Below are 24,584 nucleotides of genomic sequence, written 5' to 3'. Positions count from 1 at the left end.
CTGCTGCCGCACTCGCAGCTGAAAAGACAGCATTTAAGCCGTCAGTTCCCGCAGCAACGGTTCCTTTACTAAATGCGGATGGGCCATTTACGATCTTTATTATTGGGTCAGGCACTGCAATCTAAAGCTGATTAATTTAGGACTTACTTAAACTTACACTCAACTCAAGCGACCGCAACTCAGAACTTGCCGCAGATACCTCCACTCATTAAGTATTCAACTGCCTTATCAAAATTCTTGTTCATGATCCTCCGCCTCGCCACCCTATCCCTCCTGATCCTCTACCCCATCGCGTGGTTCGCCCCGCTGATGCGCGCCGGTCTCCTCCCGATCTTCGGCCTCAGTGAAATCAGCGTCATCACCGGGCTCCAGTCCTTGTGGAAGTCCGACATCTTCCTCGCGTTGATCGTTACCGTCTTCGCCCTCTTCGCGCCCTACGTCAAAACCATCGGCACCGCTCTGATCCAATGGAACCTGCTGGACCCGCGCGTCCAGCCCGCGCTCAACATCCTCGGCAAGCTGGCGATGGCCGATATCTTCCTCATCGCGCTCTACATCACGCTGGCCAAAGGCATCTCATACGCCACCATCGAAACCGCATGGGGTCTCTACCTGTTCACCGGCTGCATTCTGGCCTCGCTGGCCTTGGGCCATATTACAGAGATGACATTTGGATCACGAAAACCTCAGACCTAATTGATTGAAAACAGATTTCTGAGTATCATCTTTATATTTCGAGCAGTAAATTTTGTAGTTTTCGGGTCCGTAGCGGATCACTTCGCGTCTGTTTAACCTTCCGCTTCGGCCCGGTTTTCGTACCGGTTGAAGAAGGAGAACGACGATCATGGCCGCCCTCCACACAATTACATTGCAATTTCAGAATACCTTATTAAGGCTCACTTTTTTCCTGATCTGCGCCGCAGCATTGTTCGCGGTGACGACCACCATTTTATCTGCGATTGGTATCCTGCCCTGGCTCTCGTTGCAGGCCGGTCTCAGCAACGGTGCAACGATTGACGCAGGCGTGTATGTTCAGGCCGGATTGACCGCCCTGATCCTGATGCTGGTCTTCTATCTGCCATCGAACGCCCGCATGATGGCGCTTGAAAACACCCATCGTAAGTTCACAATGAATATGCAGGACGTGGCCGGGGCCTATCAGGTCGCCCATGCCGCTGACCGCAGCGGGGTCTTTGCGCTGGCCTCCGAATTCGACGCGGTGAAAGAGCGCATGGCCTTCCTGCGCGATCACCCCGATTTGCAGGGGCTCGAACCGCAGGTGCTGGAACTGGCTGCTCAGATGAGCCAGATCAGCCAAGAACTGGCCGAGACCTATGGGGACACAAAGGTCGAACGCGCCCGTGCCTTCCTGCGGCAACGTCAGGAAGAGGTCGAACAATTCCAGCATCGGATCGAAGACGCCCAGACCATCCAGCATGAGCTGCGCCAATGGACCCGAGACATCGAGATCGAGGAATCCATCGCCAAATCGCAACTCGCGCGCCTCAGGGATGAGCTGTTCGATCTGCTTCCGGAACTGTCGGCGCAATTGCAATCCCCCACGGACGATCAAACACCAGGCAGCGTGGTTGCGATGACCCCGCCGCGTGCCGCGGAATAGGCGCATCTAGCGCCCGCAGCGGACGATTGCCCGAAGGGCCTGAGGACGTGGCGCGCCACCGGCGGTGAGGAAAGCCCGCAAGGGCTTGAAGAACCGCCTTTCCTCGGGCACCAAGGGCGACATGGCAAAGACACACTCCTTCTCCTGCTCGGCCTGCGGAGCCTCTCACACCAGATGGTCGGGCCGCTGCGATGCGTGCGGCGAATGGAACACTATCGTTCAGGAAGCGCCGCTTTCGGCAGGACCAGCCAAGAAGTCACTCGGCGGCAAGCGCGGCCAATCCATCGCACTCACCGACCTATCGACCGAAGAAACACCGCCGCCCCGCACCCTCTGCGGGGTTGAAGAGCTGGATCGCGTCCTCGGCGGCGGCCTTGTCCCTGCATCGGCCCTGCTGGTGGGCGGAGACCCCGGTATTGGCAAGTCCACCCTGTTGCTACAGGCCGCCGCACGTTTTGCCCGCAAAGGTGTCAAAACCATCTACGTCTCGGGCGAAGAGGCCAGCGCGCAGGTTAGGATGCGCGCGCGCCGGTTAGGTCTGGAAGAGTCGCCGGTGCAATTGGCCGCTGAAACCAACCTTCGGGACATCCTCACGACGCTAGAGGCAGAAAAACCCGGCCTCGCCATCATCGACTCGATCCAGACGATGTGGGCCGACAATGTCGACAGCGCGCCGGGCTCGGTGTCGCAGGTGCGCGCCGCAGCGCATGAGCTGACGACATTTGCAAAACGCCACGGCGTATCGATCATCATGGTTGGCCACGTCACCAAAGAAGGCCAGATCGCTGGACCCCGTGTAGTCGAACATATGGTCGACACCGTGCTTTACTTCGAAGGCGAACGCGGGCACCAGTTCCGCATCCTGCGCGCCGTTAAGAACCGCTTTGGCCCAGCGGATGAGATTGGCGTCTTCGAAATGACCGGCAAAGGGCTGGCGCAAGTCACCAACCCCTCGGCCCTGTTCCTATCGGAACGCGGTAAGCCCAGCCCAGGTTCCGCCGTATTCGCAGGTATCGAAGGCACCCGCCCCGTGCTGGTCGAATTGCAAGCACTGGTGGCGCCGTCCCCCCATTCCCAGCCCCGCCGCACGGTTGTGGGATGGGATAGCGGGCGGCTCGCCATGATCCTTGCAGTACTCGAAGCCCGCTGCGGCATCCCCTTTGCCGGGCTCGATGTCTATCTGAACGTCGCCGGAGGGCTGAAAGTCAGCGAACCCGCCGCTGACCTCGCCGTTGCTGCTGCACTGCTCAGCGCTCGTGAAGACACCGCCCTGCCTGCCGATACGGTCGTTTTCGGAGAAATCTCGCTATCCGGGGCACTTAGACCAGCCCCGCAGACCGAAAACAGGTTGAAAGAAGCGCAAAAACTTGGTTTCACAGCGGCAATTGCTCCGGCAGGTGGCAAAACTGGCACTGTGGCAGGTCTGACACTCACCCGACCCTCTGATTTGGTGGGGTTTGTTGGCGAAACCTTCGGAGCAGGGTAAAGTCGCGCCTTGAGGGGCAGAAAACGAACAGGCGAGGGCCATGGAAGGTTTTACAATAATTGACGGGGTTGTGGCCCTGATCATCGTGCTGTCGGGCTTGCTGGCCTATTCGCGCGGTTTCATGCGCGAGGTTTTGGCCATCGCAGGTTGGGTCGCCGCGGCAGTTCTAGCATTCATCTTTGCGCCGCAGGCTGTGCCGCTGGTCAAAGAAGTGCCAGTGGTCGGTGAATTCCTGCGCGACAGTTGTGAGCTTTCGGTGATTACCGGCTTTGCCGCCGTCTTCGCCATTGCACTGATCGTGGTCAGCATCTTCACGCCGCTATTCTCTTCACTGGTGCAGCGTTCTGCGCTTGGCGGCCTGGATCAGGCGCTTGGCTTCTTCTTTGGAATCGCACGCGGCATATTGCTGGTTGCGATTGCGTTCTTCGTCTACGACACCGTGATGACCGGTCAATCCTACACGATGGTCGATGAAAGCCGCTCGGCCAAGGTGTTCGAACAGTTCAGCAGCAAGATCGAGGAACAAAACCCCGAGGCGGCGTTGGGTTGGGTTACCGCCCAGTACGAAGAGCTGGTCGCAAGCTGCACCGCCGACAACGCCTCTGAGGGTTAATCAAACCAAATTCCAAAGAAAAGCCCGGTTTCAGCCGGGCTTTTTTGCGTTTGGTTCGGAAAAATCAGATAAACCCTTCGCCACCACAAATATTGCACCGGATGGTCTTCAGGCCAAAGCATCCGTCACATCGGCTTGAGATCGGCTTGCCATACTGGTCTCGGCTCTTGATCACTTCACCGGTTCCCTTGCAGATCTCGCAGGGTGCGCGCCCTGCCCCACGACATCGGTGGCAACGCCGCTTGACAGGTTTGTCCTTCGGTGTGTTTTGCTTGTGTTGCCACATGGCGTCTGCTCCACCAGGTATTGCCGGACTGCATGCAAAAAACCTTCGTAATGATATGACAGCATAGGTCTGTACATTTGTCATCCTAAACCCGCAGCGTGTACAATTTGCACCTGCGTCAAATCGCGAATGTGATCCTTTGATGACACACGCATCGTTTGGCATTATGTGGAGGCCATACCGACATGGAATCGGAGCTGCCTACCTTGCTGTATCTGTTTTCTTATGCGCTAGCCGCTTTCGCGCTTGTGCCTGAGTCCCGTGCAAACGGACCAAAACACACCATTCAGATACCCGTCCGCACCCGATCCGACCTGAACACCATCCTAAGCAAGTCATAGAAATTGGAGCCCGTGTATGTGTGGGATTTTGGGGATCGCAAGCCGGACGCATGATGTCTTTGCGGAAATCTATGACGGCTTGCTGATGCTTCAGCACCGAGGTCAGGACGCCTCGGGGATCGTCACCTATAACGGCGAGTTCTTCCGTGAGAAGAAAGCAAATGGTCTCGTCAAAGACGTGTTCAATGCCAGTGACGCCGAAACCCTGTTGGGAAAGGTCGGCATGGGCCATGTCCGCTATCCAACCGCTGGCTCGCTCAGCGCGGCCGAGGCGCAACCATTTTTCGTGAACGCGCCTTATGGCATCTATCTGGTCCATAACGGCAACATCACCAATACCGAAGAACAGCGCGAAAAGGTTACCGCGAAATACAGCCGTCACCTGCGCACCACCTCGGATTCCGAGGTTCTACTGAACGTGCTGGCCGACAAGGTCGCTGATGCGATCAAGGTCAATGGTAATGCTGATCCGATCCGCAACCTGTTTGCCGGTGTCAAAATGACGATGGAGCGGGTTCAGGGGGCGTATTCGGTGATCTGCCTCGTCGCGGGCGTCGGGATGCTGGCCTTCCGCGATCCTTACGGCATCCGACCTTTGTCTGTTGCCAAGCGTGCCGCAACTGGTGACGGCGATGATTATGCCTTTGCGTCCGAAGATGTGGCATTCGGCATCAACGGTTTTGACAAGCTGCGTGACCTACGCCCCGGCGAGGCGATCCTTATCGATCTCGACGGCAATATGCACGAGTTCCAGGCCGTTGAAGGTAAACTGACACCCTGCATCTTCGAGTATGTCTATCTGGCCCGACCGGATTCCTTGCTGGATGGGGTGTCGGTTTACAAAACCCAAATGCGCATGGGGCAGACGCTGGCCAAGCAAATTCAGGACTCGGGACTTGAGATCGACCGGATCATCCCTGTGCCAGATAGCGCCCGCCCTGTCGCGCTTGAGGCCGCAAAGATCACAGGCATTCCCTATCGCGAGGGGCTTGTTAAGAACCGTTATGTTGGCCGCACCTTCATCATGCCGGGCCAGGAAGAACGGCAGAAATCCGTGCGACGCAAACTGAACGCGGTGCCTTTGGAGTTTGACGGTCATAACGTACTGCTGATCGACGATTCGATCGTGCGCGGCAATACAATCAAAAAGATCGTCCAGATGTGCCGTGAGGCCGGCGCCAAAAAGGTCTATATCGCCAGCGCCTCGCCCCCGGTGAAATACCCCAATGTCTATGGCATCGATATGCCAACCCGACACGAGCTTGTCGCGAATGGCAAAGAGATCGAGGAGATTCGCGAAGAACTGGGTGCGGATGCGCTGTTCTACCAACATCTCGACGATCTGATCTGGGCTGCCAAGGAAGGCAACCCCGAGATCGAAGCCTTTGACTGTTCCTGCTTTGACGGCAACTACGTCACCGGCGTCGACGAGGAATATCTGGGTAGTCTGGAAAACAGCAGTCGGGTCAGCAAAAAGCGTGAAGATATGCAGGTGGTCGGCAGTTCGTGGAACGCGGCGAAACTGGCCTCGGGGTGATCGGGCGAATCGCTTTGTCCTGAGGCGTCGGCCAAGAGACTTGCGCTAGCGGCCATAGGTCAGAATCCGCCGACAACCTATTGCTGAACAGGCTGCATTTGCAAAGGGTTCGGTATGCGGCATTCGAACCGCTTCCAACCGAGTACTGCCGGCCTTTTGGTCCGGCAAAGCCCGTGTTACCCGGATGCCGAAAACCACTCACAAAACAGGGTCCGGGCGCGCAGCTCGGCCACAGATCATGGCAAACGCAACGGTGAAAAGCGCCGCCACACAGGCGGGGGCGCTCAAGAAGAACGCGGTCTCGGTATTGGGTATTTTTGGACCCAAGGCGGACCTGCAAGCCCTGGTCCGCATGTCGTCGGGGCGCATTAAGAAAGTGAAACCCGGCAGTCGTGTCGGCCCGGGTAAGATCGTCGCCATTGATGAAAATGGTGTTGTGCTGCGACAAAGCGGCCAGAACCGCCGGATCGACATCCCAGGCAGCTGATCCTGACTTGACGCCCTGCGCGTGCAGGTTCAAACCCCCCTCATGACCGATCAGACCAAAATCGCCCTTATCACCGGGGCTTCTCGCGGGTTGGGCGCGGCGCTGGCTGAAGCGCTGGCCCCCGACTATCACATCGTCGCTGTCGCTCGCACTCAGGGCGGGCTGGAAGAGCTGGATGACCGCATCCAGGCAAAGGGTGGCTCGGCCACTCTGGCCCCCATGGACATCACCGATCCCAATGCGATGGCGACCCTGTGCCGGGGCATTCACGATCGCTGGGGCAAGATCGATTTGTGGTTGCATACCGCAATCCATACCTCAGCCCTGACGCCAGTGCATTTCGTTGATCCGAAGGAATGGAACAAGGCAGTCAGCATCAATGCAAACGCCACCTCGGTTCTGATCCCGTATGTCTCGCCTTTGTTGGACGAAACTGGCCATGCCGTGTTCTTCGATGACCCGAAGGCAGGCGAGAAGTTCTATGGCATCTACGGCGCCACCAAAGCGGCACAGATGGCGCTGGCTCGCAGTTGGGCGACCGAGACCGCACGGACGGGACCGCGCGTATCGATTGTTGAGCCTGCACCGATGCCGACCGCTGTCCGTGCACGTTTCCATCCCGGTGAGGATCGGGATGTATTAACCAGCACTGCGGATGAGGCGGCGCGGATTATAGCACTGTTGTGAGAATGGCCCTGACGGGCCATGCCTCCGGCGGAGGTATTTCTGGCCAGATGAAGCGGGCGGACTAACCGATATGGACGCCGTTTCGCCCGGCGAGGTCGACGAAGAATTGCCAGGCGACGCGGCCCGAGCGTGCCCCCCGTGTGGCTTGCCACTCGATGGCTTCGGCGCGCAGAGTTTCGGGATCAACCTTGACGCCATGAGCGGCGCAGTAGCGATCGATCATCGCTAGATATTCGTCCTGATCGCAGGGGTGGAACCCCAGCCACAGGCCGAAACGGTCAGAGAGTGAGACCTTCTCCTCGACCGCCTCGGACGGATTAATGGCGCTGGAGCGTTCGTTTTCGATCATGTCGCGCGGCATCAGGTGGCGGCGGTTTGATGTGGCGTAGAACACAACGTTTTCCGGGCGACCTTCGATACCGCCATCCAGCACGGCCTTGAGCGATTTGTAATGCTGGTCATCGTGGCTGAACGACAAATCATCGCAAAACAGGATGAACCTGTGCGGCGCGGCACGCAGGTGGTTCAGCAAACGCGCGACCGAGCCCATATCCTCGCGCTGCAATTCGACCAGTTTCAGGTCAGGATGCTCATCCTGCAACGTACCGTGCACCGCTTTGACGAGGCTGGATTTCCCCATTCCGCGCGCGCCCCACAAGAGCGCGTTATTAGCCTTGTAACCCGCAGCAAAGCGGCGCGTGTTGTCCAGCAACGTATCGCGGGAGCGGTTGATCCCCACCAATAGATCAAGGTCGACCCGATTGACCTGTGTGACGGGTTCCAGCCGGTCAGGCTCGACATGCCAGACGAAAGCCGGGGCCGCGTTGAAATCAGGTGTCGCCAGCGGCGCGGGCGCCATGCGTTCCAACGCGTCCGCAATGCGGTTCAGGGCTTGGTCGTCCATCGGCTCCTCCGGGATGTTCTGGCGGAGTTCAACCATGTTCCGATCAACACAACAAGAGTAGCAATTGAAAAAGGCGCGCCTACCTTGGGCGCGCCTTTAAAGCTATTGGAACAGGTTACTTGTTCTCTTCGTAATCCTGCATCACGTCTGCGTCGGCTTCGGCCTCTTCATCGTCGTAGTATCCATCGGCACGCAACTGTTCTTCGCGCTTCTTCTCGACACGGGCAACCAGGAATATTGAAATTTCATAGAGCCCGTAAACTACGACAAAGAGGATGATCTGGGTGATCACGTCCGGCGGTGTGACAATCGCAGCCAACACCAGAATGCCTACCACCGCATATTTACGCACTGCCCCCAGACCTTCGGCACTGACAAGTCCGGCCTTACCCATCAGTGTCAGCAATACGGGCAATTGAAAGCACAGGCCAAAGGCAACGATGAACTTGATGGTCAGGTTGAGATATTCCTGCGCCGAACCCTGAAACACCACGCTCAAAGGTGCGGTTGCGCCTTCTGCTACAGCTTCCCCTTCCGCTCCAAATTGCTGGAAACCGAGGAAGAAGTCATAGGCCAGTGGCGTGACCACATAAAAAGCGAAGCTTGCGCCCAGCAGGAACATGAAGGGAGAGGCCAGCATGAACGGCAGAAACGCGTTCTTTTCCGATTTATACAGGCCCGGCGCCACGAACCTCCACATCTGCATTCCGATATAGGGAAAGGCCAGAATGAACCCGCCCAGCAGCGAAACCTTGATGGCGACAAAGAACCCTTCCTGCGGCGAGATGAAGATCAGCCCGCAATCCTGTCCACGCTCGGTCAGCACCTCACATAGCGGTTGCGTGAGGAAATTGAACAGTGGCGTGGCCACGGTGAAACAGATGATCATACCGATCAGAAACGCCACAACGCAGTGGATCAGCCGCGTACGTAGCTCGGCCAGGTGCTCGATCAGGGGTGCCGAGCTGTCCTCGATCTCGTCGGTCTTGGTCATGTTTTGCTTTCGGTTTTCAGCGCTGCTTCGGCCTCTTCCGCCTTGGCCAGCGCATCCGCGGCTTCCTTGGCTTTGCGTTCAGCGGCAGCGCGGGCCGTTGTGGCTTGGATCTTCTTGGCTTGCTCTGCTCGCTCGGTGGCCAGCTTGCCGGTCTCGCTGTCAGGGTCGAACTTGGTTGGGTCGATGGATTTGGCCACGTCGCGCGCGGCTTCGTTGATCCCGTCCATCGCTGTACTAACCGGGTTGGTCGCCGCGTTCAGGCCCTTCTTGATCTCATTGACGCCTGCTTCGTCCGCAGCCTCGTTCATTGCAGTGCTGAATTCGCGCGCCATGCCGCGCGCCTTTCCGACGAACCGTCCGACATTGCGGAACAGCACAGGCAGGTCCTTTGGCCCCACCACGATCAACGCGACGATGCCGATGACCAGAAGCTCGGTCCAGCCCAGATCAAACATCTAGGCTCAGACCTTGTCTTTGTCAGTCTCAGGCGTGACGTCTTTGGCCAGCTCGGACGCATCCTGCTCCAGTTCTTCCGAACCTTCCTTGATGCCTTTTTTGAACGAGGTAATGCCTTTACCCACTTCACCCATCAGCGAGCTGATCTTGCCGCGTCCAAACAGGACGAGAACCACAACAGCAATCAGCAGGATACCCGGAAGGCCAATATTGTTGAGCATGACTTGTCTCCTTCTACGTCGGCGCAGCGCGCCGTGAATATGTCTGGCCCCGTGTCTACGCCCGTACGGGCATCAGCAAAAGTGCGACAGATCAAATCCGCGCGCAAAATTGAACGGATCATGCGTTTTTTGCGGACTCGCATTTCTCAACTGACAGGTTTATGTCAGTTGATATCACCTAGAAGGACGATATCGAAACCTGGTCTACGGAGAACCACATGACCCATGTCGCAGAAATCGTCACCTTTACCCTTGCCGACGGCACAAAGCCCGAACAGTTCGTCAGTCTAAGCCAAGCCTCCGAAGCCTTCGTCCGCGCGGCTCCCGGCTTTACCCACCGCCAGCTAAGCCATGGCGAAGATGGCCGCTGGACCGACTATGTCGTCTGGACCGATATGAAATCCGCAAAGGACGCCGCTGCTGCATTCATGCAACAGGATTTTGCACCCGCTCTGATGGCGGCAATCAACCCCGACAGCGCCCAGATGCGTCACGAGACCGTGCTATGGAACATGACCGCCTAAGGGCGGCTCAGACGGCGTGTCATGCGCCGCACTGACCGCCTGTTCGACATCATACAGATCCTGCGCGATGGTAACTTGCACCGCGCGCAGGACATCGCGGACCGACTTGAGGTGTCGGTCCGTACGATCTATCGCGATATGGACACGTTGGTGGCCTCGGGCGTTCCTGTAGAAGGCGAACGCGGCGTAGGTTACATGGTGCGTGAACAGATCACGCTGCCCCCGCTAAACCTGACACCCGCCGAGCTTGAGGCTCTGAACCTCGGCATGGCGATCGTTGCCGAGGCCGCCGATCCCGATCTTAAATCCGCCGCGGAATCTCTGGCCGAGAAAATCGACGCCGTCTTGCCCACGCAGGTCATTGCCGAGGCCGACAGCTGGAAATTCGCGGTCTATCCCTTCGCTGATGTCGTACGCGGAATGGCACATATGGCCCCGATCCGCGCCGCGATCAAATCGCGCCAGAAATTGCAGCTCAGCTACCGTCGCATTGACGGCGCGCTGACCGAACGCACCATCCGACCGCTACATATGGAATACTGGGGCCGTGTCTGGACACTGACCGCCTGGTGCGAACTGCGCGACGACTTCCGGGTCTTCCGCATCGACCTGATAGAGAACGTCACGCCTCTACCGGAACTCTTTATCGACGAACCAGGTAAACGGCTCAGCGACTACGATCCCAATGCGTGATCCGTCCTTCATCTGGCCCCAAATACCTCCGCCGGAGGCATGGCCCGGAACGGGCCATTTCGGTCACTTCAGGTAAGGCTCGGGATCAACCGACTCGAACCCTTTGCGCACTTCGAAGTGCACATATGCATTGTCGCCTCCGCGCAGCGAGGCGATCTTTTGTCCCCGTCGCACCCGATCACCTTTCTTGATGGTGATATTGTCGACATTGGCATAAACAGTCAGCAAGTCATTGTTGTGTTTCACAACGATGATCGGAACCTGATCCGCATCCGCGGTGATCGCGGCGACCGTGCCTGCCTCGGCCGCACTGACCGACGCGCCTGGCGCTGCGGCGATATCTATCCCCTCATTCTTACCCTTCTTGTAGGTCCGAATGATGGTGCCGCTCACCGGACTTGCCAGCGCCGAGCTTCCCGAATTGGTCGGGGCCTCGGCTGTGATATCCGGCGCAGGCGTTGCCGCGGCAACTTTCTCATCCGGCAATGGCTGCGTCGCGCTCGGCGGCGTAGGAGTTGGTGAGCCTTCGCCCGGTTGGGTTACCGCAGTTGCCGTGGCGGCCGGCGCTGCTGCCCGAGGTGCCGGTTGATTCTTGACCGGGATCAACAGGTACTGGTCTTCGCGCACCATAAAGTCTGGTCCCAAACCGTTCCATTCTGCCAGAGACTCCACAGGCACCTGATAGAGGCGCGAAATTGTATAGGCTGTCTCACCCCGCTTGACCTTGTGCCGGATCGGCTCAGGCCCCGTAGCAACTGGTGCCGGAGCCGCAGCAGGTTGCGCGGGCTCCAATGTCGATGTCTGTACAGATCCTGTGTCCGGTGCCTCGTCAATCGCGGTTCCGGCAATGGTCGCAATATCAACATTGCTCGTCCCACCGACCGAGCGCGGCAAGGCCAAAACTTCACCGTCTCGCAGGCTGTCATTTGGCTGCAATCCGTTAAACCGGGCCAATTCGGCCACCGGCATGCCGATCCGGGTGGCGACATCGCCAACTGTATCCCCACGGCGGGCTACCGCGACCTGATAGTTCGGATAGGTGATCACGCCACGCGCATCCGGCGTCGGGCGGTTGGCGGTCGCTGCAAGGGCGGCATCTGCAGTGGAGAACCCGCCGACATTGCCGCGCAGGTCATAGTCATATGGCCCTTCACACCCGGCCAGAATTGCCAGTGCGGCAACACCTGTCGCATAGCGGCGCATTGCTGATTTGGAAACTGCTCTCATTTTACTGTCCTCAACACCTGCCCCTGTTCTCCGGGGTTCTGGCGCCTCTAATATACCTTTACGCTCCGTCTTTTCCCAGCCCCTCAAGCAAGGGCACAAAACGGACCGGCAACAATTCGTCATAGTCCAGACCGGTTTCAGTGCGCGTGACCCGGATTAGGGTCTGCACCGCGTCCGACTGGCCCACGGGTAACACCATGATACCGCCGATTTTCAACTGCGCCAAGAGCGGCCCCGGAGGATCTTCGGCGGCCGCGGTCACAATGATACGGTCAAACGGGGCCTGTTCGGACAGGCCAAACGATCCATCCGACAGCATCGCGGTCACATTCGTCAGCCCCAGCTCACGGAACAGTTCTCCCGTTTCGCGCACCAGCCTCTTGTGCCGCTCAACCGTGTAGACCCGGCGCGCCAGCTTGGACAGGATCGCCGCCTGATAGCCCGAGCCGGTGCCGACCTCTAGAACCGTATCACGCGGACGCACCTGCAGCGCCTGCGTCATCAGCCCCACAACCGAAGGCTGGCTGATGGTCTGTCCACAGGCAATCGGTAGCGGAGTGTCCTCATAGGCCCGGTCCGCGAACAGGCCTTTGACAAACTGCCCCCGGTCAACCTGCTCCATCGCCGCCAGCACACGTGCATCCGTTACCCCGCGCGAGCGCAGGGCAAACAGGAACTGCATTATGGTTTCTGCGCTTGGCCCAGTCATTCGATGACCTTTAGCGCCTCGAGCGTGTCATATGCTGTCAGATCAGCGCGCATCGGAGTGACCGAGATATACCCTTCCAGATTGACCGCCGCATCCGTGCCCGGAGCGGTCGGGTTATGCTGATACCCGCCCTTGATCCAAAGGAACCGGCGACCCGAGGGCGAGCTGTGCGGCTCGACAGAGAAATGTGTATCGCGTCGGTACCCCTGCGGGGCCACGCGCGTACCCAGCACCTCATCTGCGGGAACCGGAGGGAAATTCACATTATAGAACAGACGATAGTCGCCCTGCTGCTCGGGTGTCGCATCAAGAATGCGGCGCACCAGATCGGCCCCAAATTTGGCAGCCGCCTCAAACGGATCGTCCAGCCCCAGATTGCGCGGCCCGAAATACTGAGACAAGGCAATCGCGGGCACACCTTGCAACGCCGCCTCCATCGCGCCGCCGATTGTACCCGAATACAGCGTGTTTTCAGCCGAGTTGTTGCCCCGGTTCACCCCTGACAACACCAGATCGGGCGGGGCGTCCTTCATAACGTCGTGCAAACCGGCTAACACGCAATCCGCCGGAGACCCTTCGGCGGCATAGCGACGCTCGCCCAGTTTGGCGACCATCATCGGGTGGGTATAGCTGATGCAATGGCCCACGCCCGACTGTTCAAAGGCAGGCGCGACGACCCAGACCTCGCCATCGGGACCGGCCAGTTCAGCCGCGATCGCTTCAAGTACAATCAGTCCCGGCGCATTGATGCCGTCATCATTGGTCAGAAGAATTCGCATGCCCGGTCCACCCCTCGTTTTGCCCTTGATAGACCCGCCTCAGCGCTGCGACAAGCAATGCACATGCGCAATCTGAGGCTTTCACGCACCACTTGGATGAAAATGCAGGATTTGAGCGTCAGGCCGGGAACACAAAACACCGGTCGCGGCGAATGGTCAGCCACATGACACGGCCCTCTTTGGGCACAAAGACGTTCGGAACCGTCGCCTTCAGGATCGAGCCATCATAGTCCATGCGAAACTCGACAAGGCTTTCATTTCCCAAAAACCGAGCACGCTCAACCACGCCTCGGGCGGCAATGCCGTCTGTCGGCGTCGGCGCAGGCCCTTTGCCATTGCGGTCGAAGTCCAGCTTGACGTGCTGGGGTCGAAACACGATTTCAACATCGGTTGCGTCCGGCACACCGGGCGCAAGAAAACGGCCAAACGGAGTATGCGCCAACGCACCATTAACTTGAGCCTTCAACACATTGATATCACTAAAAAACGAAACTGCTGCCTTGTCTGCAGGCCGGGTATAGACATTGTATGGCGCCCCCTGCTGCACAATCTTGCCACGCCGCATCAGCGCGATTTCATCAGCCATTCGCATCGCCTCGTCCGGCTCATGCGTGACCAACAGAACAGCAGCGTCCTCTTCTTTGAGGACTGCGAGCGTTTCGTCCCGAATGCCGTCGCGCAAACGGTTATCGAGGCCCGAGAACGGCTCATCCATCAGCATGATCCGCGGACGTGGGGCCAAAGCACGGGCCAGAGCAACCCGCTGCTGCTCACCCCCAGATAACTGATGCGGAAATCCATCGATGAACCGCATCAGATCGACCTTGGTCAGCAGTTCCTCGACCCGCGCGCGTTTCTGCTCTTTGCTGCCTTTCAGGCCGAACGCGACGTTATCCGCCACGCTGAGATGCGGAAACAGCGCAAAATCCTGAAACATCAGCCCAATCTCGCGCCGTTCGGGCGGTACTCGGAACACCGTGTCACAGATCAGCTTGCCATCTACATAAATCTCGCCCGAGGTCTGCATTTCGACGCCCGCGATCATCCGCAATGTGGTCGACTTTCCGCAGCCCGAAGGCCCCAGCAGGCAAGTCACCTGCCCCGCGTGTACGGTCAACGATACATCATCCACGACCGTCCGCCCGCCAAAGCGCGCAATCAGATTGCGGATTTCCAATCGAGGAGGAGTTGTCGTCACTGTCACCGATGGACCCCATTGCCTTTCCCGATCAATTCCATCGGGCTTAGGCGGGGATAACAACCCCGCCCATCAGGCGCAAGGGATCAGCAGCACCCGGTCGAGGCAGCTTCGCCCCGTACAACAAACGGGCTATCCCCGCCGCAGCCTTCGAAAATCCCGTAATGGGTCGAGAAATCGCCGATAAACTCGAAATGTCGTGCAAAACGGGTGTCTTGCAGCATCATCCACGTGTTGCCACAGACCGGGAATACTTTGCCGGCCTCGATCGTATGGTGGTCATCCAGAACAAATTCATGCGGCGCATGCGGCACTGTGCCCTTGTAGATCACAGCCTGACCGTAATCCTCGCACGCAGGCTCCAACTCCGGCAGCTTGAAAAGACGGTAGGTGGCCGAGATAAAGCTCAGCGGTGCGACCCGTTCTTCAAGAATTGGGTTTTCGATGGTCAAAGGCCGATGCGTCACCCGACGGGGATCGCTGAACCCGACCGCACGCGACATCGACAGAAAATCGTTCCAATAGAGCGCACCCGACAGGCATTCGCCATACAGGATCTCATCCTCGGCCATCGCCTTGGGCACCCGGCGATCGGCGTAGACGTCCGAGAAATACATCTCGCCACCCTCTTTCAGCAGCCGATGCGCACCACGCAGCACAGCAGCCTTGTCGGTCGCCAGATTGATCACGCAGTTTGAGACGATGATATCGAACGATCCCGGTTCGAGGTCCAGCTCATCCAGCTTTTCGATATAGCCGTGGTGAAACTCGACATTGCTGGCCGAATGTCCGAATGCCTTCGCGTGATGGTCCTGATGCGCTCGCGCCACGTCGAGCTGCTCAGGCGTCATATCAACGCCGACAACACGGCCCTTTTCACCGACCATCGCGGATAAAGCATACACATCGCGCCCCGCACCACAGCCCAGATCCAGGATACGCATTCCCTCCAGATCCAACGGAGCAATCAGCCCGCATCCATAGTAACGTGTCAGCACATCATCATGAATTTGCGACAGAATTTTCTTGAAGTGATCCGGCATATCATCCGGAGTACAGCAGGCATTTGTTTGCAAATCCGCGCTGCCTTGCAACACCTCACCATAGTAGTTCTGCACAGCCTCGTGCTTCATCGGGGCAATCCTTTTGTCACTGGTCTTTTGCAGCTAGTGCAGCAATCCACACCACGCAATCCACCAGCGCCCGATCTGACGAAACCGTGACAGGGCTCAGGCGAGCAGGTCGAAATCGACGCCTGCGTGCACGCGGCCGTTCACTTGAATCTCCAACCGATGCGGCCCAGGAACCAACTTGAACGTTGTTGCATTGCCCTTCAGCTTGTGCCGCTTTCTAAGTGTCAACTGACCACCTGTAAGCGCGGCCTGTTTCAACTTGTGAACCTTGGGTGAGATCTTTCCGCCAGGTCGTTGGAAATGAACGATATAGTCGACCAAGACTGGCTGATCTTCTGCGCCGCTCAGGCGGGTTTCAAACTCCAGCGCTTCACCAATCCGGGCCGGACCATTTATCTGAATCTCTACCGCAATATCTGCATCGGGATCGTATCCAAGCACTTTCATCGCCTTGGGATGCCCAGATTTCACAAGGCCTCGTAATGCATGAGATGTCATCCAGTTCAGTTCGTCCTTGTCCTGCCGCCCTGTCTCGCCCCAGCTACGCAGACGTTCCAGCACCAGATCGGGGTCTTTCTTGGTGATATCATTCAGATGATTGGCGACCGAGCGCGTCACATAGCGCGTCCGATCCCCGTGCAACCGGTCCAATAACGGCAATGGGTCTGACATTGCCAAGCCAACGGCCTGCCCCCACGGTAAACGCGGCCGCGTGCCCTCGCTGACCAGACGACGCACGTGATAGCTGGGATGCGTGCACCAAGCCTGCATCCGCGCCATGACCAGTTCGGAGTGGTGATTGAGGAACGGGCGGATCGCCCATTCCATCGAAAATCTCTGGGTCAGCTCTTCGAATACATCCAGCGCCAAAGCGGGATGATCCAGGCCGATTGCACAAACCCAATCACCCAAGGGCGCAAAGATAAAGTCTCCGAAGTCGTCATCACTTTTGGCAGGGTCCAGCGGAGGCGGCAGCGCCCGCAGAATGACCGGTGCCACTGCCGGCAAATCGCCGGGCACCGATTCTTGCAGACACTCTGCAATCCACGCCATACGCTCTTTCAGTTCAAGCTCGGGTAAACGCGACATCACTTTCGCCGCGAATGCTTCTTCCTTGAAATCGGAATCAGCCTTGGCGAACAAGCCCGCAAGAAAGCTTACCTTTTCCGCGTTGAACAACTGATCTTTCAGAGAAAAGTTCTGTGCCATACCTACATCGTCAGATTGGTGCCACCACCGTCCAGCAAAATGTTCTGCCCGACAATGAACCCGGCGTGTTGCGAGCATAGAAACGCGCAGGTCGCCCCAAACTCTTCCCTCGTGCCATAGCGTCTCGCTGGGATGGTTGCAGCGCGTTCAGCCCGTGCCTCGGCCATCGAAATACCTTTCTGCTCTGACACCCCGCCATCCAGCGCGTTCGCGCGGTCGGTGGCGTGGATACCTGGCAGCAGATTATTGATCGTCACGCCATGTGGTGCCACCTGGCGCGATGTGCCCGCAACATAGCCGGTTAATCCAGTTCGCGCCGCATTCGACAGGCCCAGCACCGCAATCGGCGCGCGTACCGACTGCGAGGTGATATTCACCACGCGACCCCAGCCCTTATCCATCATTCCCGGTAGCAGAGCCTTCATGAAAGCTATGGGTGTCAGCATATTGGCATCCAGCGCTTTGATGAAATCATCACGCTCCCAGTCCGACCACATGCCGGGCGGAGGGCCACCCGCGTTTGTGACAAGGATATCAGCACCCTGCGCAGCACTTATCACCTCGGCCTGACCCTCTGGTGTGGTAACATCACAAGCCACTGTCTGCACGGCAATGCCATATGATGATCGCAAACGCGTGGCTTCGGCCTCCAACGTTTCGGCTCCGCGCGCGTTCATCACAAGATCGACGCCGGCTTTGGCCAGCGCCTCGGCACAACCCAATCCCAAGCCTTTGCTGCTGGCACAAACCAGCGCACGTTTTCCGCGAATTCCCAAGTCCATTCTGGCCCTCCCTATCTTCGGCACACATCTAACATCGGCCCGGCAAAGAAGACCAGAATGGGATCTTGCGGATTAATAAAAGAACTCTTCACGCACGATCTTGCCATCGGCGACGTGATAAACACCGACCTCACGCATATCAAAGCTTTCACCGGTTTCTTTCACCTTGCCCTGCACTTCAAAGATCACGGCAAAGCGGTCGTCACCATGCGGGTACGGGCCACTGACGGACGCGCCCGATACTTCATGAGCACCTTCCCACCATTCGTGCTTGCCACGAATGGCTTCCAATCCGTGCGTCTCGCGCCCCATGCCCGCAAAATCCTGTCCCTCAACAGAAACAGCATCCGAGGCATAAAGCTTCTCGAGGTTTTCCTTGGCCCGGTTCTCGCGGCATCCAGCAACCAGTTCGTCTGCGATTTCTTTCAAATTCATTGGTCCACTCCATATTTTGTTCACTATATGTTCTTATTGCCACAGCCACATGATTCGAACCACCCCCTTTGTCTTGCCTCAGTTGGATTCCCCGCCTATACGCGCGCTTATGCTTGATACTTCGAACCAACCCACCCTGCCGCCCGAGATCGCTCGTCGCCGGACCTTCGCTATCATCTCGCACCCGGATGCGGGCAAGACAACGCTGACGGAAAAGTTCCTGCTGTATGGTGGCGCGATCCAGATGGCTGGACAGGTGCGCGCCAAGGGTGAGGCACGGCGAACGCGGTCGGACTTCATGCAGATGGAGAAGGATCGCGGCATCTCGGTTTCCGCCTCGGCGATGTCTTTTGATTACGGCAACTTCCGGTTCAATCTGGTGGACACGCCCGGCCACTCGGATTTCTCCGAGGATACCTATCGCACACTGACCGCTGTAGACGCTGCTGTGATGGTGATCGACGGCGCGAAGGGTGTGGAAAGCCAGACGCAGAAACTGTTCGAGGTCTGCCGCCTGCGCGATTTGCCGATCCTGACCTTCTGTAACAAGATGGACCGCGAAAGCCGCGACACGTTCGAGATCATCGACGAAATTCAAGAGATGTTGGCGATCGACGTCACGCCCGCCGCGTGGCCGATAGGTGTAGGTCGCGATTTCATCGGCTGTTACGACATGCTTCGCGACCGACTGGAACTGATGGACCGCGCCGACCGCAACAAGGTGGCCGAAAGCATCCAAATCAATGGTCTGGATGACCCTAAGCTGGCCGAGCATGTGCCCGCTGAATTGCTCGACAAGCTGCTGGAAGAGGTTGAGATGGCACGCGAATTGTTGCCCAAGCTCGACCCTCAGGCGGTGCTTGAGGGGCACATGACGCCGATCTGGTTTGGTTCGGCCATCAACTCGTTTGGCGTCAAGGAACTGATGGAGGGTATCGGCGCCTATGGTCCGCAGCCGCAGGTTCAGTCGGCTGAGCCCCGTCAGATCGCGCCCGATGAAAAGAAGGTCGCCGGTTTCGTGTTCAAGGTGCAGGCCAATATGGATCCCAAACACCGCGACCGGGTGGCGTTTGTCCGCATGGCCTCGGGCCATTTCAAACGCGGCATGAAGCTAACGCATGTGCGATCGAAGAAACCGATGGCAATATCGAACCCCGTGCTGTTCCTCGCCTCTGATCGTGAACTGGCCGAGGAAGCCTGGGCCGGTGATATCATCGGCATTCCCAACCACGGTCAGTTGCGCATCGGTGACACGCTGACCGAAGGTGAGGCGATCCGGGTGACCGGCATCCCCTCCTTCGCACCGGAATTGCTGCAAACGGTGCGCGCGGGTGACCCATTGAAGGCCAAGCATCTGGAAAAGGCCCTGATGCAGTTTGCCGAGGAAGGTGCCGCGAAGGTTTTCAAACCCTCAATCGGGTCAGGATTCATCGTAGGCGTCGTCGGTGCGCTGCAATTCGAGGTGCTCGCCAGCCGGATTGAGATGGAATACGGCCTGCCTGTGCGGTTTGAGGCGTCTCAGTTCACCTCGGCCCGTTGGGTCAGTGGCAACAAGGTTGAGATCGACAAATTCGTCAACGCCAACAAGCAGCATATTGCCCATGATCACGATGGAGATATCGTCTATCTGACGCGGCTGCAGTGGGACATCGACCGGGTCGTCCGCGATTATCCCGAGCTGAGCCTGACCGCGACGAAGGAAATGATGACCTGACGGATTCTGCAGGCAATCCAGAAGTGACCACATGGGGGATTGTGTCAACGATCCGCGCCCCGCGTGAGGATATTTTGCGCTTTGCCGCCCACCACCTCGATATCGGCGCGGACCGGATTCACATCTTTCTGGACGAGCCGGTCCAGGGGGACATCTCAGCCCTGCGCGAGCATCCCCGGATCCGGGTGCGTACCTGCGATGCGGCGTTCTGGAAGCGTCGCAGGCGTGAGAGGCCGGACAAACATCAGGTTCGACAATCCTCGAACGCGAATTTGATCTACAACAGGACTGATCTGGACTGGGTCGCACATATCGATGTCGATGAGTTTCTGTGGCCGATGTCCCCGATCCCCGACCTGCTGCGCGACATCCCCGATGACATCCCCGCCGTCCGCGTCCGCCCGATTGAGGCGCTGGCGGGTGGCCAGGACCTCTACAAAGCGTTCATTCCCGAAGGTCAGAATCGACAAGCGCTGGTCGAAGCGCTCTATCCCAATTTCGGCACTTACGTTCTGGCCGGTTTCATGAGCCACATTCAGGGCAAACTGTTCGTACGCGGCGGTTTGAAAAAACTGAGCGACCGTATCCACAACCTCTATCAGCACGGTGAGTTTCTGCCAGTCAGAACCGAGCTTCCTCAGATCGATCTGTGTCATCGCCACGCCCCGGATTGGGAGCATTGGCTGGCGCATTATCGTTTCCGCCTCGAACGCGGCTCGTACCAGGCCAGCCCGGATCGCCCGCGAAAGATCGGTGCGCTAGACAGGTACGAATTGATCACCCTTCTGGAAACCGAATACGGGCTCGATGGCCTGCGGGAATTTTACGATGAAATCAGCGCTGCTGACCCGGAAGTGCTGGAACGGCTTGAGGATAACGACATGATCCGTCACCGGCCGCTTGATCTGGACCAAAAAGTCGCGAAACACTTTCCCGGAACCATCTGAATTGTTGCGGAAATCCTTGTTACCGGCAGATTTGCCACGGATTAAACCGACTTCATTTGACCCTGCCCCACGTTTTTGTTATGCCCGCGCCACAGCCGAAACGCGCATGGGGCGCATGGCCATCCGGGCCCGGCATTTTCAGACGCGCGGGCCAGGTCTAGTGTCCGCTTGAACCGGACATACATGACAAAGTTTAACGAACTGAACCTGAACCCGAAGGTCCTCAAAGCAATTGAGGAAGCCGGATACGAAACTCCGACCCCGATCCAGGAAGGCGCAATTCCAGCCGCGCTGGAAGGGCGCGATGTTCTGGGGATCGCCCAAACCGGCACCGGCAAAACTGCCAGCTTCACCCTGCCGATGATCACATTGCTGGCCCGTGGGCGCGCCCGCGCACGCATGCCACGCTCGCTGGTCTTGTGCCCAACGCGGGAACTGGCAGCTCAGGTGGCCGAGAATTTCGACACCTACGCCAAGCACCTCAAGCTGACCAAAGCACTGTTGATCGGTGGCGTTTCCTTCAAGGAACAGGATGCTCTGATTGACCGCGGTGTTGACGTGCTGATTGCCACTCCGGGCCGTCTGCTGGATCATTTCGAACGCGGGAAGCTGCTTCTGACAGGCGTTCAGATCATGGTGGTGGACGAAGCTGATCGGATGCTCGACATGGGCTTCATTCCTGATATCGAGCGCATCTTCTCGCTGACGCCATTCACCCGCCAGACGCTGTTCTTCTCGGCCACCATGGCGCCCGAGATCGAACGGATCACCGATACTTTCCTGTCGGCCCCCACCCGGGTCGAAGTTGCGCGTCAGGCCACCGCTTCGGAAACCATCGAACAAGGCGTGGTGATGTTCAAAGGTGGTCGCCGGGATCGTGAGGCCAGCCAGAAACGCAAAACCCTGCGCGCATTGATCGATGCCGAGGGCGACAAATGCACCAACGCGATCATCTTCTGCAACCGCAAGACCGATGTAGATATCTGCGCCAAGTCGCTGAAGAAATACGGCTATAACGCCGCCGCGATCCATGGCGATCTGGATCAGTCGCAGCGGATGAAAACACTGGACGGATTCCGCGATGGATCACTGCGGCTGCTGGTGGCTTCGGACGTTGCTGCGCGGGGTCTGGATATCCCCTCGGTCAGCCACGTGTTCAACTTCGATGTTCCCGGCCATGCCGAAGATTATGTCCACCGCATCGGCCGCACGGGCCGTGCCGGGCGCGAAGGCAAGGCAATCACGATCTGCTCGGGCCGCGATGAAAAGGCGCTGGCCGCGATCGAGAGCCTGATCCAGAAGGACATTCCGCGCATCGACAATCCGGTCAAGGCCGATGAGCCCAAGCCCGAGGCGCCAAAGCCAGAGAAGAAGGCCAAAGCGTCGGACAACAAAAAGAGCGAGAGCCGCAAAGAGCGAGAGCCCAAAACCCGTGGTCGTGGGCGTCGCGACGATGGCGGGCCAGCAGTTGTAGGCATGGGGGATCACCTCCCCAGCTTTATCGCTCTCAGCTTTGATGAGCGTCGCGCTGGCTAGATTGTCAGCACAAGCGCCAGTATCGACAAGCCAAGCAACGTCATCCCGGCGATCTCGCGACGGGTGATGGTTTCACGGAAAAACAGCAGCGATGCGAACAGGCTGAGGATCAGTTCGATCTGACCCAAGGCCTTTACATAGGCTGCGTTCTGCAACGTGAAGGCGAAGAACCAGCAAAACGAACCACAGAGGCTGGTCAGGCCGACAAAAACACCGGTCCGGCGAGTCTCCCACACCGCGCGCAGCTCGGCCCTGTCTCGCCAAAGCAGCCACAGCCACATACTGAGAAATTGGAACGTTACCACGACGGCCAGCGTCACAAGTGCTCGGAACCACGCATCGATGTCGCCCAATTGCAAAGAGGCACCGCGATAGCTGACCGAGGAGAATGCGAATAACACGCCTGACCCCAGTCCAAGACGCGAGGCTTTGTTTGTCAGATGTTGCCACCAAGCGCCGCTGCCTCCGGGCGTTTTTGACAACAACAGGACGGCCAGCAACCCAAGCAGTATTGCCCCCAGCGCCCCGGTAGAGACCTGATCGCCGAGGACAAGGAACCCCACAATAGCGGTTTGAATCACCTCAGTTTTCTTAAACGTAATCCCTACCGCAAAGTTGCGCTGCTTGAACAATGCCACAACGCAGATCGTGGCCAATATCTGTGTGGTCCCGCCGATGACAGCAAATATCCAGAACTTCGCCGTCAGCGCTGGCAGTTCGTACCCCGTCGCGGCCAAAGCAATGAAAAGCCCCAGCAAGGCCAATGGCATGGAATAGGCGAATCGTGCAAATGTCGCCCCGGCAGCCGAAAGCTTCACGCTGCTCAGGGATTTCTGCAGCATGAACCGCACCGTCTGGAACGATGCGGCCGCGATGGTGACGGGAATCCATAAACTCATGGCTTCCCTTCTGTCGTTAAATCAAGGCTTTGGCCAGAGCGGATGCGCCACCGGATCCTTGGCGCGCCAGAAGTACTCTCGGAATATCTGCCCGTACGAACGGTAGACATAAGCCTCGTTACAGGCCAAGTATCTTTCCTTGCCCGTGCGGTAGAGTGCAGGCAATCGGTACCAAGGTGCTGATGGGTTCATATGATGAACGACGTGCAAGTTATTGTTCAAAAACAGAAATGCAAGGATGCCACGGTCTTCTACGATCACTGTGCGCGCGCGCGATTTCTCATGCGCGCGGTGTTCCAGGAATGTGCGGATCTTGACCAGTCCCAGCCCGATATATGCTGAAAGGGCGAAGGCCCAGATCGGCATTTGCGAAAGCGCGACGATCCAAAGAGTCGCGACAACGCCTGGCATATGCAGCGCCCATGCCAACAAAATCGCCCGATCTCCGCGAAGTGCACCACGCAGTTCATCCCGCAAGAACGCAACCTGCCCGATCGCAGGCCCCAGAACCATCCGCCCCAGCAAAGTATTGTTCACTTGATACATCCGTCTTTGCCATCGAGCCAGAGACGCCCAGACCTGCGGGTCGAGATAGTTGGTCTCAGGGTCATCATAGGGATCGGTTAGGTTCGCGTCACAGTGATGCGCCAGATGCAGGTCCCGAAACCGATTGTAAGGAATGAACAAAGTCAGCGGCAGCGCCATCAGTGCCTCATTCAGCCATTTCTGGCGAAAGGGGTGCCCGTGCAGCGCCTCATGCGTCAGCGAGGAATGCAGAGCGGCTACCAGCCCCATGAAGAGGATCGCCAGCCACAATAATATGCCTGCCAGCCAGAAAATCGCAGCAAGCCAAGCGGAATAACACGCGATAATTAGGGCAAATGTCGCCCATTCGGGCGATTTGGGTGTGACCGGCTCAGCCATTGCGGCCCCACGAAATTCCGGCCCAGATACGCTCGTAAATCACATACATGGTCAAACCAATGGCCGTATTGACCAGTGCAACCATCCCTCCAAGTGCTGCTGAACCCGTGGCGATCAAACCAACCAGCGTCATCATCGCCAGCCCCATCGCATTCCACACCAGCGCCTTCACGACCGACCTGCGTCGCGTTTCCATTCCAGACCCCATTCTTATTTTTGTAACACCAGCGTTACAGACAGAG

27 protein-coding genes are annotated in these 24,584 nt (G+C 58.0%); 12 read left to right on the top strand and 15 right to left on the bottom strand.

Features of this window, described 5'->3' with window-relative positions; genetic code table 11:
- The first annotated feature begins 243 nt into the window (after positions 1–243).
- The 7 genes from ACR0AU_RS02175 (at position 244) to ACR0AU_RS02145 (ending at position 7,058) form a co-directional block, all read left to right on the top strand.
- Entirely contained in the window at positions 244–696 is a 453-nt protein-coding gene (locus ACR0AU_RS02175) for a paraquat-inducible protein A (RefSeq protein ID WP_170465294.1), read from the top strand.
- A 148-nt stretch (positions 697–844) separates the two neighbouring features.
- On the top strand, positions 845–1,621 hold the full coding sequence (locus tag ACR0AU_RS02170) for a DNA repair protein (RefSeq protein ID WP_480795202.1): 777 nt from the start codon (positions 845–847) through the stop codon (positions 1,619–1,621).
- 121 nt (positions 1,622–1,742) lie between these two features.
- Positions 1,743–3,107: a DNA repair protein RadA gene (gene radA, locus ACR0AU_RS02165; RefSeq protein ID WP_170396821.1), complete on the top strand. Its 1,365-nt coding sequence runs from the start codon at positions 1,743–1,745 to the stop codon at positions 3,105–3,107.
- Between the two features lie 40 nt (positions 3,108–3,147).
- Entirely contained in the window at positions 3,148–3,720 is a 573-nt protein-coding gene (locus ACR0AU_RS02160) for a CvpA family protein (protein ID WP_170421967.1), read from the top strand.
- Positions 3,721–4,363: 643 nt separating this feature from the next.
- Complete coding sequence (purF, locus tag ACR0AU_RS02155; protein WP_170610951.1) at positions 4,364–5,884, top strand: amidophosphoribosyltransferase; 1,521 nt, start codon at positions 4,364–4,366, stop codon at positions 5,882–5,884.
- 238 nt (positions 5,885–6,122) lie between these two features.
- Positions 6,123–6,371 carry a hypothetical protein gene (locus ACR0AU_RS02150; protein WP_480795201.1) on the top strand — a complete coding sequence of 83 codons (249 nt, stop codon included), beginning with the start codon at positions 6,123–6,125 and terminating at the stop codon, positions 6,369–6,371.
- A 42-nt stretch (positions 6,372–6,413) separates the two neighbouring features.
- Positions 6,414–7,058 (top strand): SDR family NAD(P)-dependent oxidoreductase, encoded by a 645-nt coding sequence (locus ACR0AU_RS02145; RefSeq protein WP_480795200.1) that lies wholly within the window; start codon positions 6,414–6,416, stop codon positions 7,056–7,058.
- Between the two features lie 61 nt (positions 7,059–7,119).
- Here ACR0AU_RS02145 and ACR0AU_RS02140 read toward each other — a convergent pair whose 3' ends face one another.
- The 4 genes from ACR0AU_RS02140 to ACR0AU_RS02125 all read right to left on the bottom strand — a co-directional run bounded on the left by ACR0AU_RS02140 (position 7,120) and on the right by ACR0AU_RS02125 (position 9,633).
- Positions 7,120–7,962, bottom strand: a complete 843-nt coding sequence (locus ACR0AU_RS02140) for an ATP-binding protein (protein WP_170396985.1) — start codon at positions 7,960–7,962, stop codon at positions 7,120–7,122.
- A 115-nt stretch (positions 7,963–8,077) separates the two neighbouring features.
- Positions 8,078–8,956 carry a twin-arginine translocase subunit TatC gene (gene tatC / locus ACR0AU_RS02135; protein WP_170396809.1) on the bottom strand — a complete coding sequence of 293 codons (879 nt, stop codon included), beginning with the start codon at positions 8,954–8,956 and terminating at the stop codon, positions 8,078–8,080.
- Positions 8,953–9,411, bottom strand: a complete 459-nt coding sequence (gene tatB, locus ACR0AU_RS02130) for a Sec-independent protein translocase protein TatB (protein WP_170396807.1) — start codon at positions 9,409–9,411, stop codon at positions 8,953–8,955. The genes tatC and tatB overlap by 4 nt, the downstream gene beginning before the upstream one ends.
- A gap of 6 nt (positions 9,412–9,417) precedes the next feature.
- A complete protein-coding gene (locus tag ACR0AU_RS02125; protein WP_010440381.1) occupies positions 9,418–9,633 on the bottom strand; it encodes a twin-arginine translocase TatA/TatE family subunit in 216 nt (71 codons plus the stop codon).
- A 218-nt stretch (positions 9,634–9,851) separates the two neighbouring features.
- Here ACR0AU_RS02125 and ACR0AU_RS02120 point away from each other — a divergent pair, with 218 nt between their 5' ends.
- Complete coding sequence (locus tag ACR0AU_RS02120) at positions 9,852–10,157, top strand: hypothetical protein (RefSeq protein ID WP_170567102.1); 306 nt, start codon at positions 9,852–9,854, stop codon at positions 10,155–10,157.
- Between the two features lie 21 nt (positions 10,158–10,178).
- The gene (locus ACR0AU_RS02115) at positions 10,179–10,850 is read left to right on the top strand and encodes a helix-turn-helix transcriptional regulator (RefSeq protein WP_170509576.1); all 672 of its coding nucleotides are present in this window, start codon (positions 10,179–10,181) and stop codon (positions 10,848–10,850) included.
- 63 nt (positions 10,851–10,913) lie between these two features.
- On the opposite strand, the gene ACR0AU_RS02110 is transcribed toward ACR0AU_RS02115, so the two are convergent.
- From ACR0AU_RS02110 to ACR0AU_RS02075, 8 genes are all read right to left on the bottom strand, one after another.
- Positions 10,914–12,077: a peptidoglycan DD-metalloendopeptidase family protein gene (locus ACR0AU_RS02110; RefSeq protein WP_170406164.1), complete on the bottom strand. Its 1,164-nt coding sequence runs from the start codon at positions 12,075–12,077 to the stop codon at positions 10,914–10,916.
- Between the two features lie 58 nt (positions 12,078–12,135).
- Positions 12,136–12,786 (bottom strand): protein-L-isoaspartate(D-aspartate) O-methyltransferase, encoded by a 651-nt coding sequence (locus tag ACR0AU_RS02105; protein WP_170509978.1) that lies wholly within the window; start codon positions 12,784–12,786, stop codon positions 12,136–12,138.
- Positions 12,783–13,565 (bottom strand): 5'/3'-nucleotidase SurE, encoded by a 783-nt coding sequence (gene surE, locus ACR0AU_RS02100; protein ID WP_170406170.1) that lies wholly within the window; start codon positions 13,563–13,565, stop codon positions 12,783–12,785. The genes ACR0AU_RS02105 and surE overlap by 4 nt, the downstream gene beginning before the upstream one ends.
- Before the next feature lie 118 nt (positions 13,566–13,683).
- Positions 13,684–14,769 (bottom strand): ABC transporter ATP-binding protein, encoded by a 1,086-nt coding sequence (locus ACR0AU_RS02095; protein ID WP_170396795.1) that lies wholly within the window; start codon positions 14,767–14,769, stop codon positions 13,684–13,686.
- An 80-nt stretch (positions 14,770–14,849) separates the two neighbouring features.
- On the bottom strand, positions 14,850–15,896 hold the full coding sequence (locus tag ACR0AU_RS02090) for a methyltransferase domain-containing protein (protein WP_480795199.1): 1,047 nt from the start codon (positions 15,894–15,896) through the stop codon (positions 14,850–14,852).
- 96 nt (positions 15,897–15,992) lie between these two features.
- The gene (locus ACR0AU_RS02085; protein WP_480795198.1) at positions 15,993–17,105 is read right to left on the bottom strand and encodes a hypothetical protein; all 1,113 of its coding nucleotides are present in this window, start codon (positions 17,103–17,105) and stop codon (positions 15,993–15,995) included.
- 2 nt (positions 17,106–17,107) lie between these two features.
- Positions 17,108–17,887: an SDR family oxidoreductase gene (locus ACR0AU_RS02080; RefSeq protein ID WP_480795197.1), complete on the bottom strand. Its 780-nt coding sequence runs from the start codon at positions 17,885–17,887 to the stop codon at positions 17,108–17,110.
- A 72-nt stretch (positions 17,888–17,959) separates the two neighbouring features.
- The gene (locus ACR0AU_RS02075; protein ID WP_170396787.1) at positions 17,960–18,322 is read right to left on the bottom strand and encodes a SnoaL-like domain-containing protein; all 363 of its coding nucleotides are present in this window, start codon (positions 18,320–18,322) and stop codon (positions 17,960–17,962) included.
- 109 nt (positions 18,323–18,431) lie between these two features.
- On the opposite strand from ACR0AU_RS02075, the gene ACR0AU_RS02070 reads away from it, so the two are divergent.
- From ACR0AU_RS02070 to ACR0AU_RS02060, 3 genes are all read left to right on the top strand, one after another.
- Positions 18,432–20,036 carry a peptide chain release factor 3 gene (locus ACR0AU_RS02070; RefSeq protein ID WP_170396785.1) on the top strand — a complete coding sequence of 535 codons (1,605 nt, stop codon included), beginning with the start codon at positions 18,432–18,434 and terminating at the stop codon, positions 20,034–20,036.
- A 41-nt stretch (positions 20,037–20,077) separates the two neighbouring features.
- Positions 20,078–20,983, top strand: coding sequence for a glycosyltransferase family 2 protein (locus tag ACR0AU_RS02065; RefSeq protein ID WP_170406195.1), 906 nt, complete (start codon positions 20,078–20,080; stop codon positions 20,981–20,983).
- Positions 20,984–21,166: 183 nt separating this feature from the next.
- On the top strand, positions 21,167–22,519 hold the full coding sequence (locus tag ACR0AU_RS02060) for a DEAD/DEAH box helicase (RefSeq protein WP_170396782.1): 1,353 nt from the start codon (positions 21,167–21,169) through the stop codon (positions 22,517–22,519).
- Here ACR0AU_RS02060 and ACR0AU_RS02055 read toward each other — a convergent pair.
- From ACR0AU_RS02055 to ACR0AU_RS02045, 3 genes are read right to left on the bottom strand one after another with little or no spacing between them, the layout of a single operon-like run.
- Positions 22,516–23,418 carry a DMT family transporter gene (locus ACR0AU_RS02055; protein ID WP_170406200.1) on the bottom strand — a complete coding sequence of 301 codons (903 nt, stop codon included), beginning with the start codon at positions 23,416–23,418 and terminating at the stop codon, positions 22,516–22,518. The two genes, ACR0AU_RS02060 and ACR0AU_RS02055, sit on opposite strands and share 4 nt — an antisense overlap.
- 21 nt (positions 23,419–23,439) lie before the next feature.
- Positions 23,440–24,342, bottom strand: coding sequence for a fatty acid desaturase (locus ACR0AU_RS02050; RefSeq protein ID WP_480704997.1), 903 nt, complete (start codon positions 24,340–24,342; stop codon positions 23,440–23,442).
- On the bottom strand, positions 24,335–24,538 hold the full coding sequence (locus ACR0AU_RS02045) for a DUF2061 domain-containing protein (protein ID WP_039535902.1): 204 nt from the start codon (positions 24,536–24,538) through the stop codon (positions 24,335–24,337). The genes ACR0AU_RS02050 and ACR0AU_RS02045 overlap by 8 nt, the downstream gene beginning before the upstream one ends.
- Positions 24,539–24,584 lie beyond the last annotated feature (46 nt).

Source organism: Ruegeria sp. CG1, assembly GCF_056537265.1.
Note: the sequence above shows the minus strand (reverse complement) of the source record. Positions and strands in the feature narration are given on the sequence as shown.

What these genes read in the sequence shown, in the direction of transcription:
- ACR0AU_RS02150 (WP_480795201.1), top strand. Translation starts at nt 6,123, where the DNA reads ATGGCAAACGCAACGGTGAAAAGCGCCGCCACACAGGCGGGGGCGCTC.
- ACR0AU_RS02050 (WP_480704997.1), bottom strand. Translation starts at nt 24,342, where the DNA reads ATGGCTGAGCCGGTCACACCCAAATCGCCCGAATGGGCGACATTTGCC.
- ACR0AU_RS02045 (WP_039535902.1), bottom strand. Translation starts at nt 24,538, where the DNA reads ATGGAAACGCGACGCAGGTCGGTCGTGAAGGCGCTGGTGTGGAATGCG.
- ACR0AU_RS02055 (WP_170406200.1), bottom strand. Translation starts at nt 23,418, where the DNA reads ATGAGTTTATGGATTCCCGTCACCATCGCGGCCGCATCGTTCCAGACG.
- purF (WP_170610951.1), top strand. Translation starts at nt 4,364, where the DNA reads ATGTGTGGGATTTTGGGGATCGCAAGCCGGACGCATGATGTCTTTGCG.
- ACR0AU_RS02070 (WP_170396785.1), top strand. Translation starts at nt 18,432, where the DNA reads ATGCTTGATACTTCGAACCAACCCACCCTGCCGCCCGAGATCGCTCGT.
- ACR0AU_RS02140 (WP_170396985.1), bottom strand. Translation starts at nt 7,962, where the DNA reads ATGGACGACCAAGCCCTGAACCGCATTGCGGACGCGTTGGAACGCATG.
- ACR0AU_RS02115 (WP_170509576.1), top strand. Translation starts at nt 10,179, where the DNA reads ATGCGCCGCACTGACCGCCTGTTCGACATCATACAGATCCTGCGCGAT.
- ACR0AU_RS02075 (WP_170396787.1), bottom strand. Translation starts at nt 18,322, where the DNA reads ATGAATTTGAAAGAAATCGCAGACGAACTGGTTGCTGGATGCCGCGAG.
- ACR0AU_RS02125 (WP_010440381.1), bottom strand. Translation starts at nt 9,633, where the DNA reads ATGCTCAACAATATTGGCCTTCCGGGTATCCTGCTGATTGCTGTTGTG.
- tatC (WP_170396809.1), bottom strand. Translation starts at nt 8,956, where the DNA reads ATGACCAAGACCGACGAGATCGAGGACAGCTCGGCACCCCTGATCGAG.
- ACR0AU_RS02090 (WP_480795199.1), bottom strand. Translation starts at nt 15,896, where the DNA reads ATGAAGCACGAGGCTGTGCAGAACTACTATGGTGAGGTGTTGCAAGGC.
- ACR0AU_RS02080 (WP_480795197.1), bottom strand. Translation starts at nt 17,887, where the DNA reads ATGGACTTGGGAATTCGCGGAAAACGTGCGCTGGTTTGTGCCAGCAGC.
- surE (WP_170406170.1), bottom strand. Translation starts at nt 13,565, where the DNA reads ATGCGAATTCTTCTGACCAATGATGACGGCATCAATGCGCCGGGACTG.
- ACR0AU_RS02060 (WP_170396782.1), top strand. Translation starts at nt 21,167, where the DNA reads ATGACAAAGTTTAACGAACTGAACCTGAACCCGAAGGTCCTCAAAGCA.
- radA (WP_170396821.1), top strand. Translation starts at nt 1,743, where the DNA reads ATGGCAAAGACACACTCCTTCTCCTGCTCGGCCTGCGGAGCCTCTCAC.
- tatB (WP_170396807.1), bottom strand. Translation starts at nt 9,411, where the DNA reads ATGTTTGATCTGGGCTGGACCGAGCTTCTGGTCATCGGCATCGTCGCG.
- ACR0AU_RS02145 (WP_480795200.1), top strand. Translation starts at nt 6,414, where the DNA reads ATGACCGATCAGACCAAAATCGCCCTTATCACCGGGGCTTCTCGCGGG.
- ACR0AU_RS02120 (WP_170567102.1), top strand. Translation starts at nt 9,852, where the DNA reads ATGACCCATGTCGCAGAAATCGTCACCTTTACCCTTGCCGACGGCACA.
- ACR0AU_RS02170 (WP_480795202.1), top strand. Translation starts at nt 845, where the DNA reads ATGGCCGCCCTCCACACAATTACATTGCAATTTCAGAATACCTTATTA.
- ACR0AU_RS02085 (WP_480795198.1), bottom strand. Translation starts at nt 17,105, where the DNA reads ATGGCACAGAACTTTTCTCTGAAAGATCAGTTGTTCAACGCGGAAAAG.
- ACR0AU_RS02105 (WP_170509978.1), bottom strand. Translation starts at nt 12,786, where the DNA reads ATGACTGGGCCAAGCGCAGAAACCATAATGCAGTTCCTGTTTGCCCTG.
- ACR0AU_RS02160 (WP_170421967.1), top strand. Translation starts at nt 3,148, where the DNA reads ATGGAAGGTTTTACAATAATTGACGGGGTTGTGGCCCTGATCATCGTG.
- ACR0AU_RS02110 (WP_170406164.1), bottom strand. Translation starts at nt 12,077, where the DNA reads ATGAGAGCAGTTTCCAAATCAGCAATGCGCCGCTATGCGACAGGTGTT.
- ACR0AU_RS02175 (WP_170465294.1), top strand. Translation starts at nt 244, where the DNA reads ATGATCCTCCGCCTCGCCACCCTATCCCTCCTGATCCTCTACCCCATC.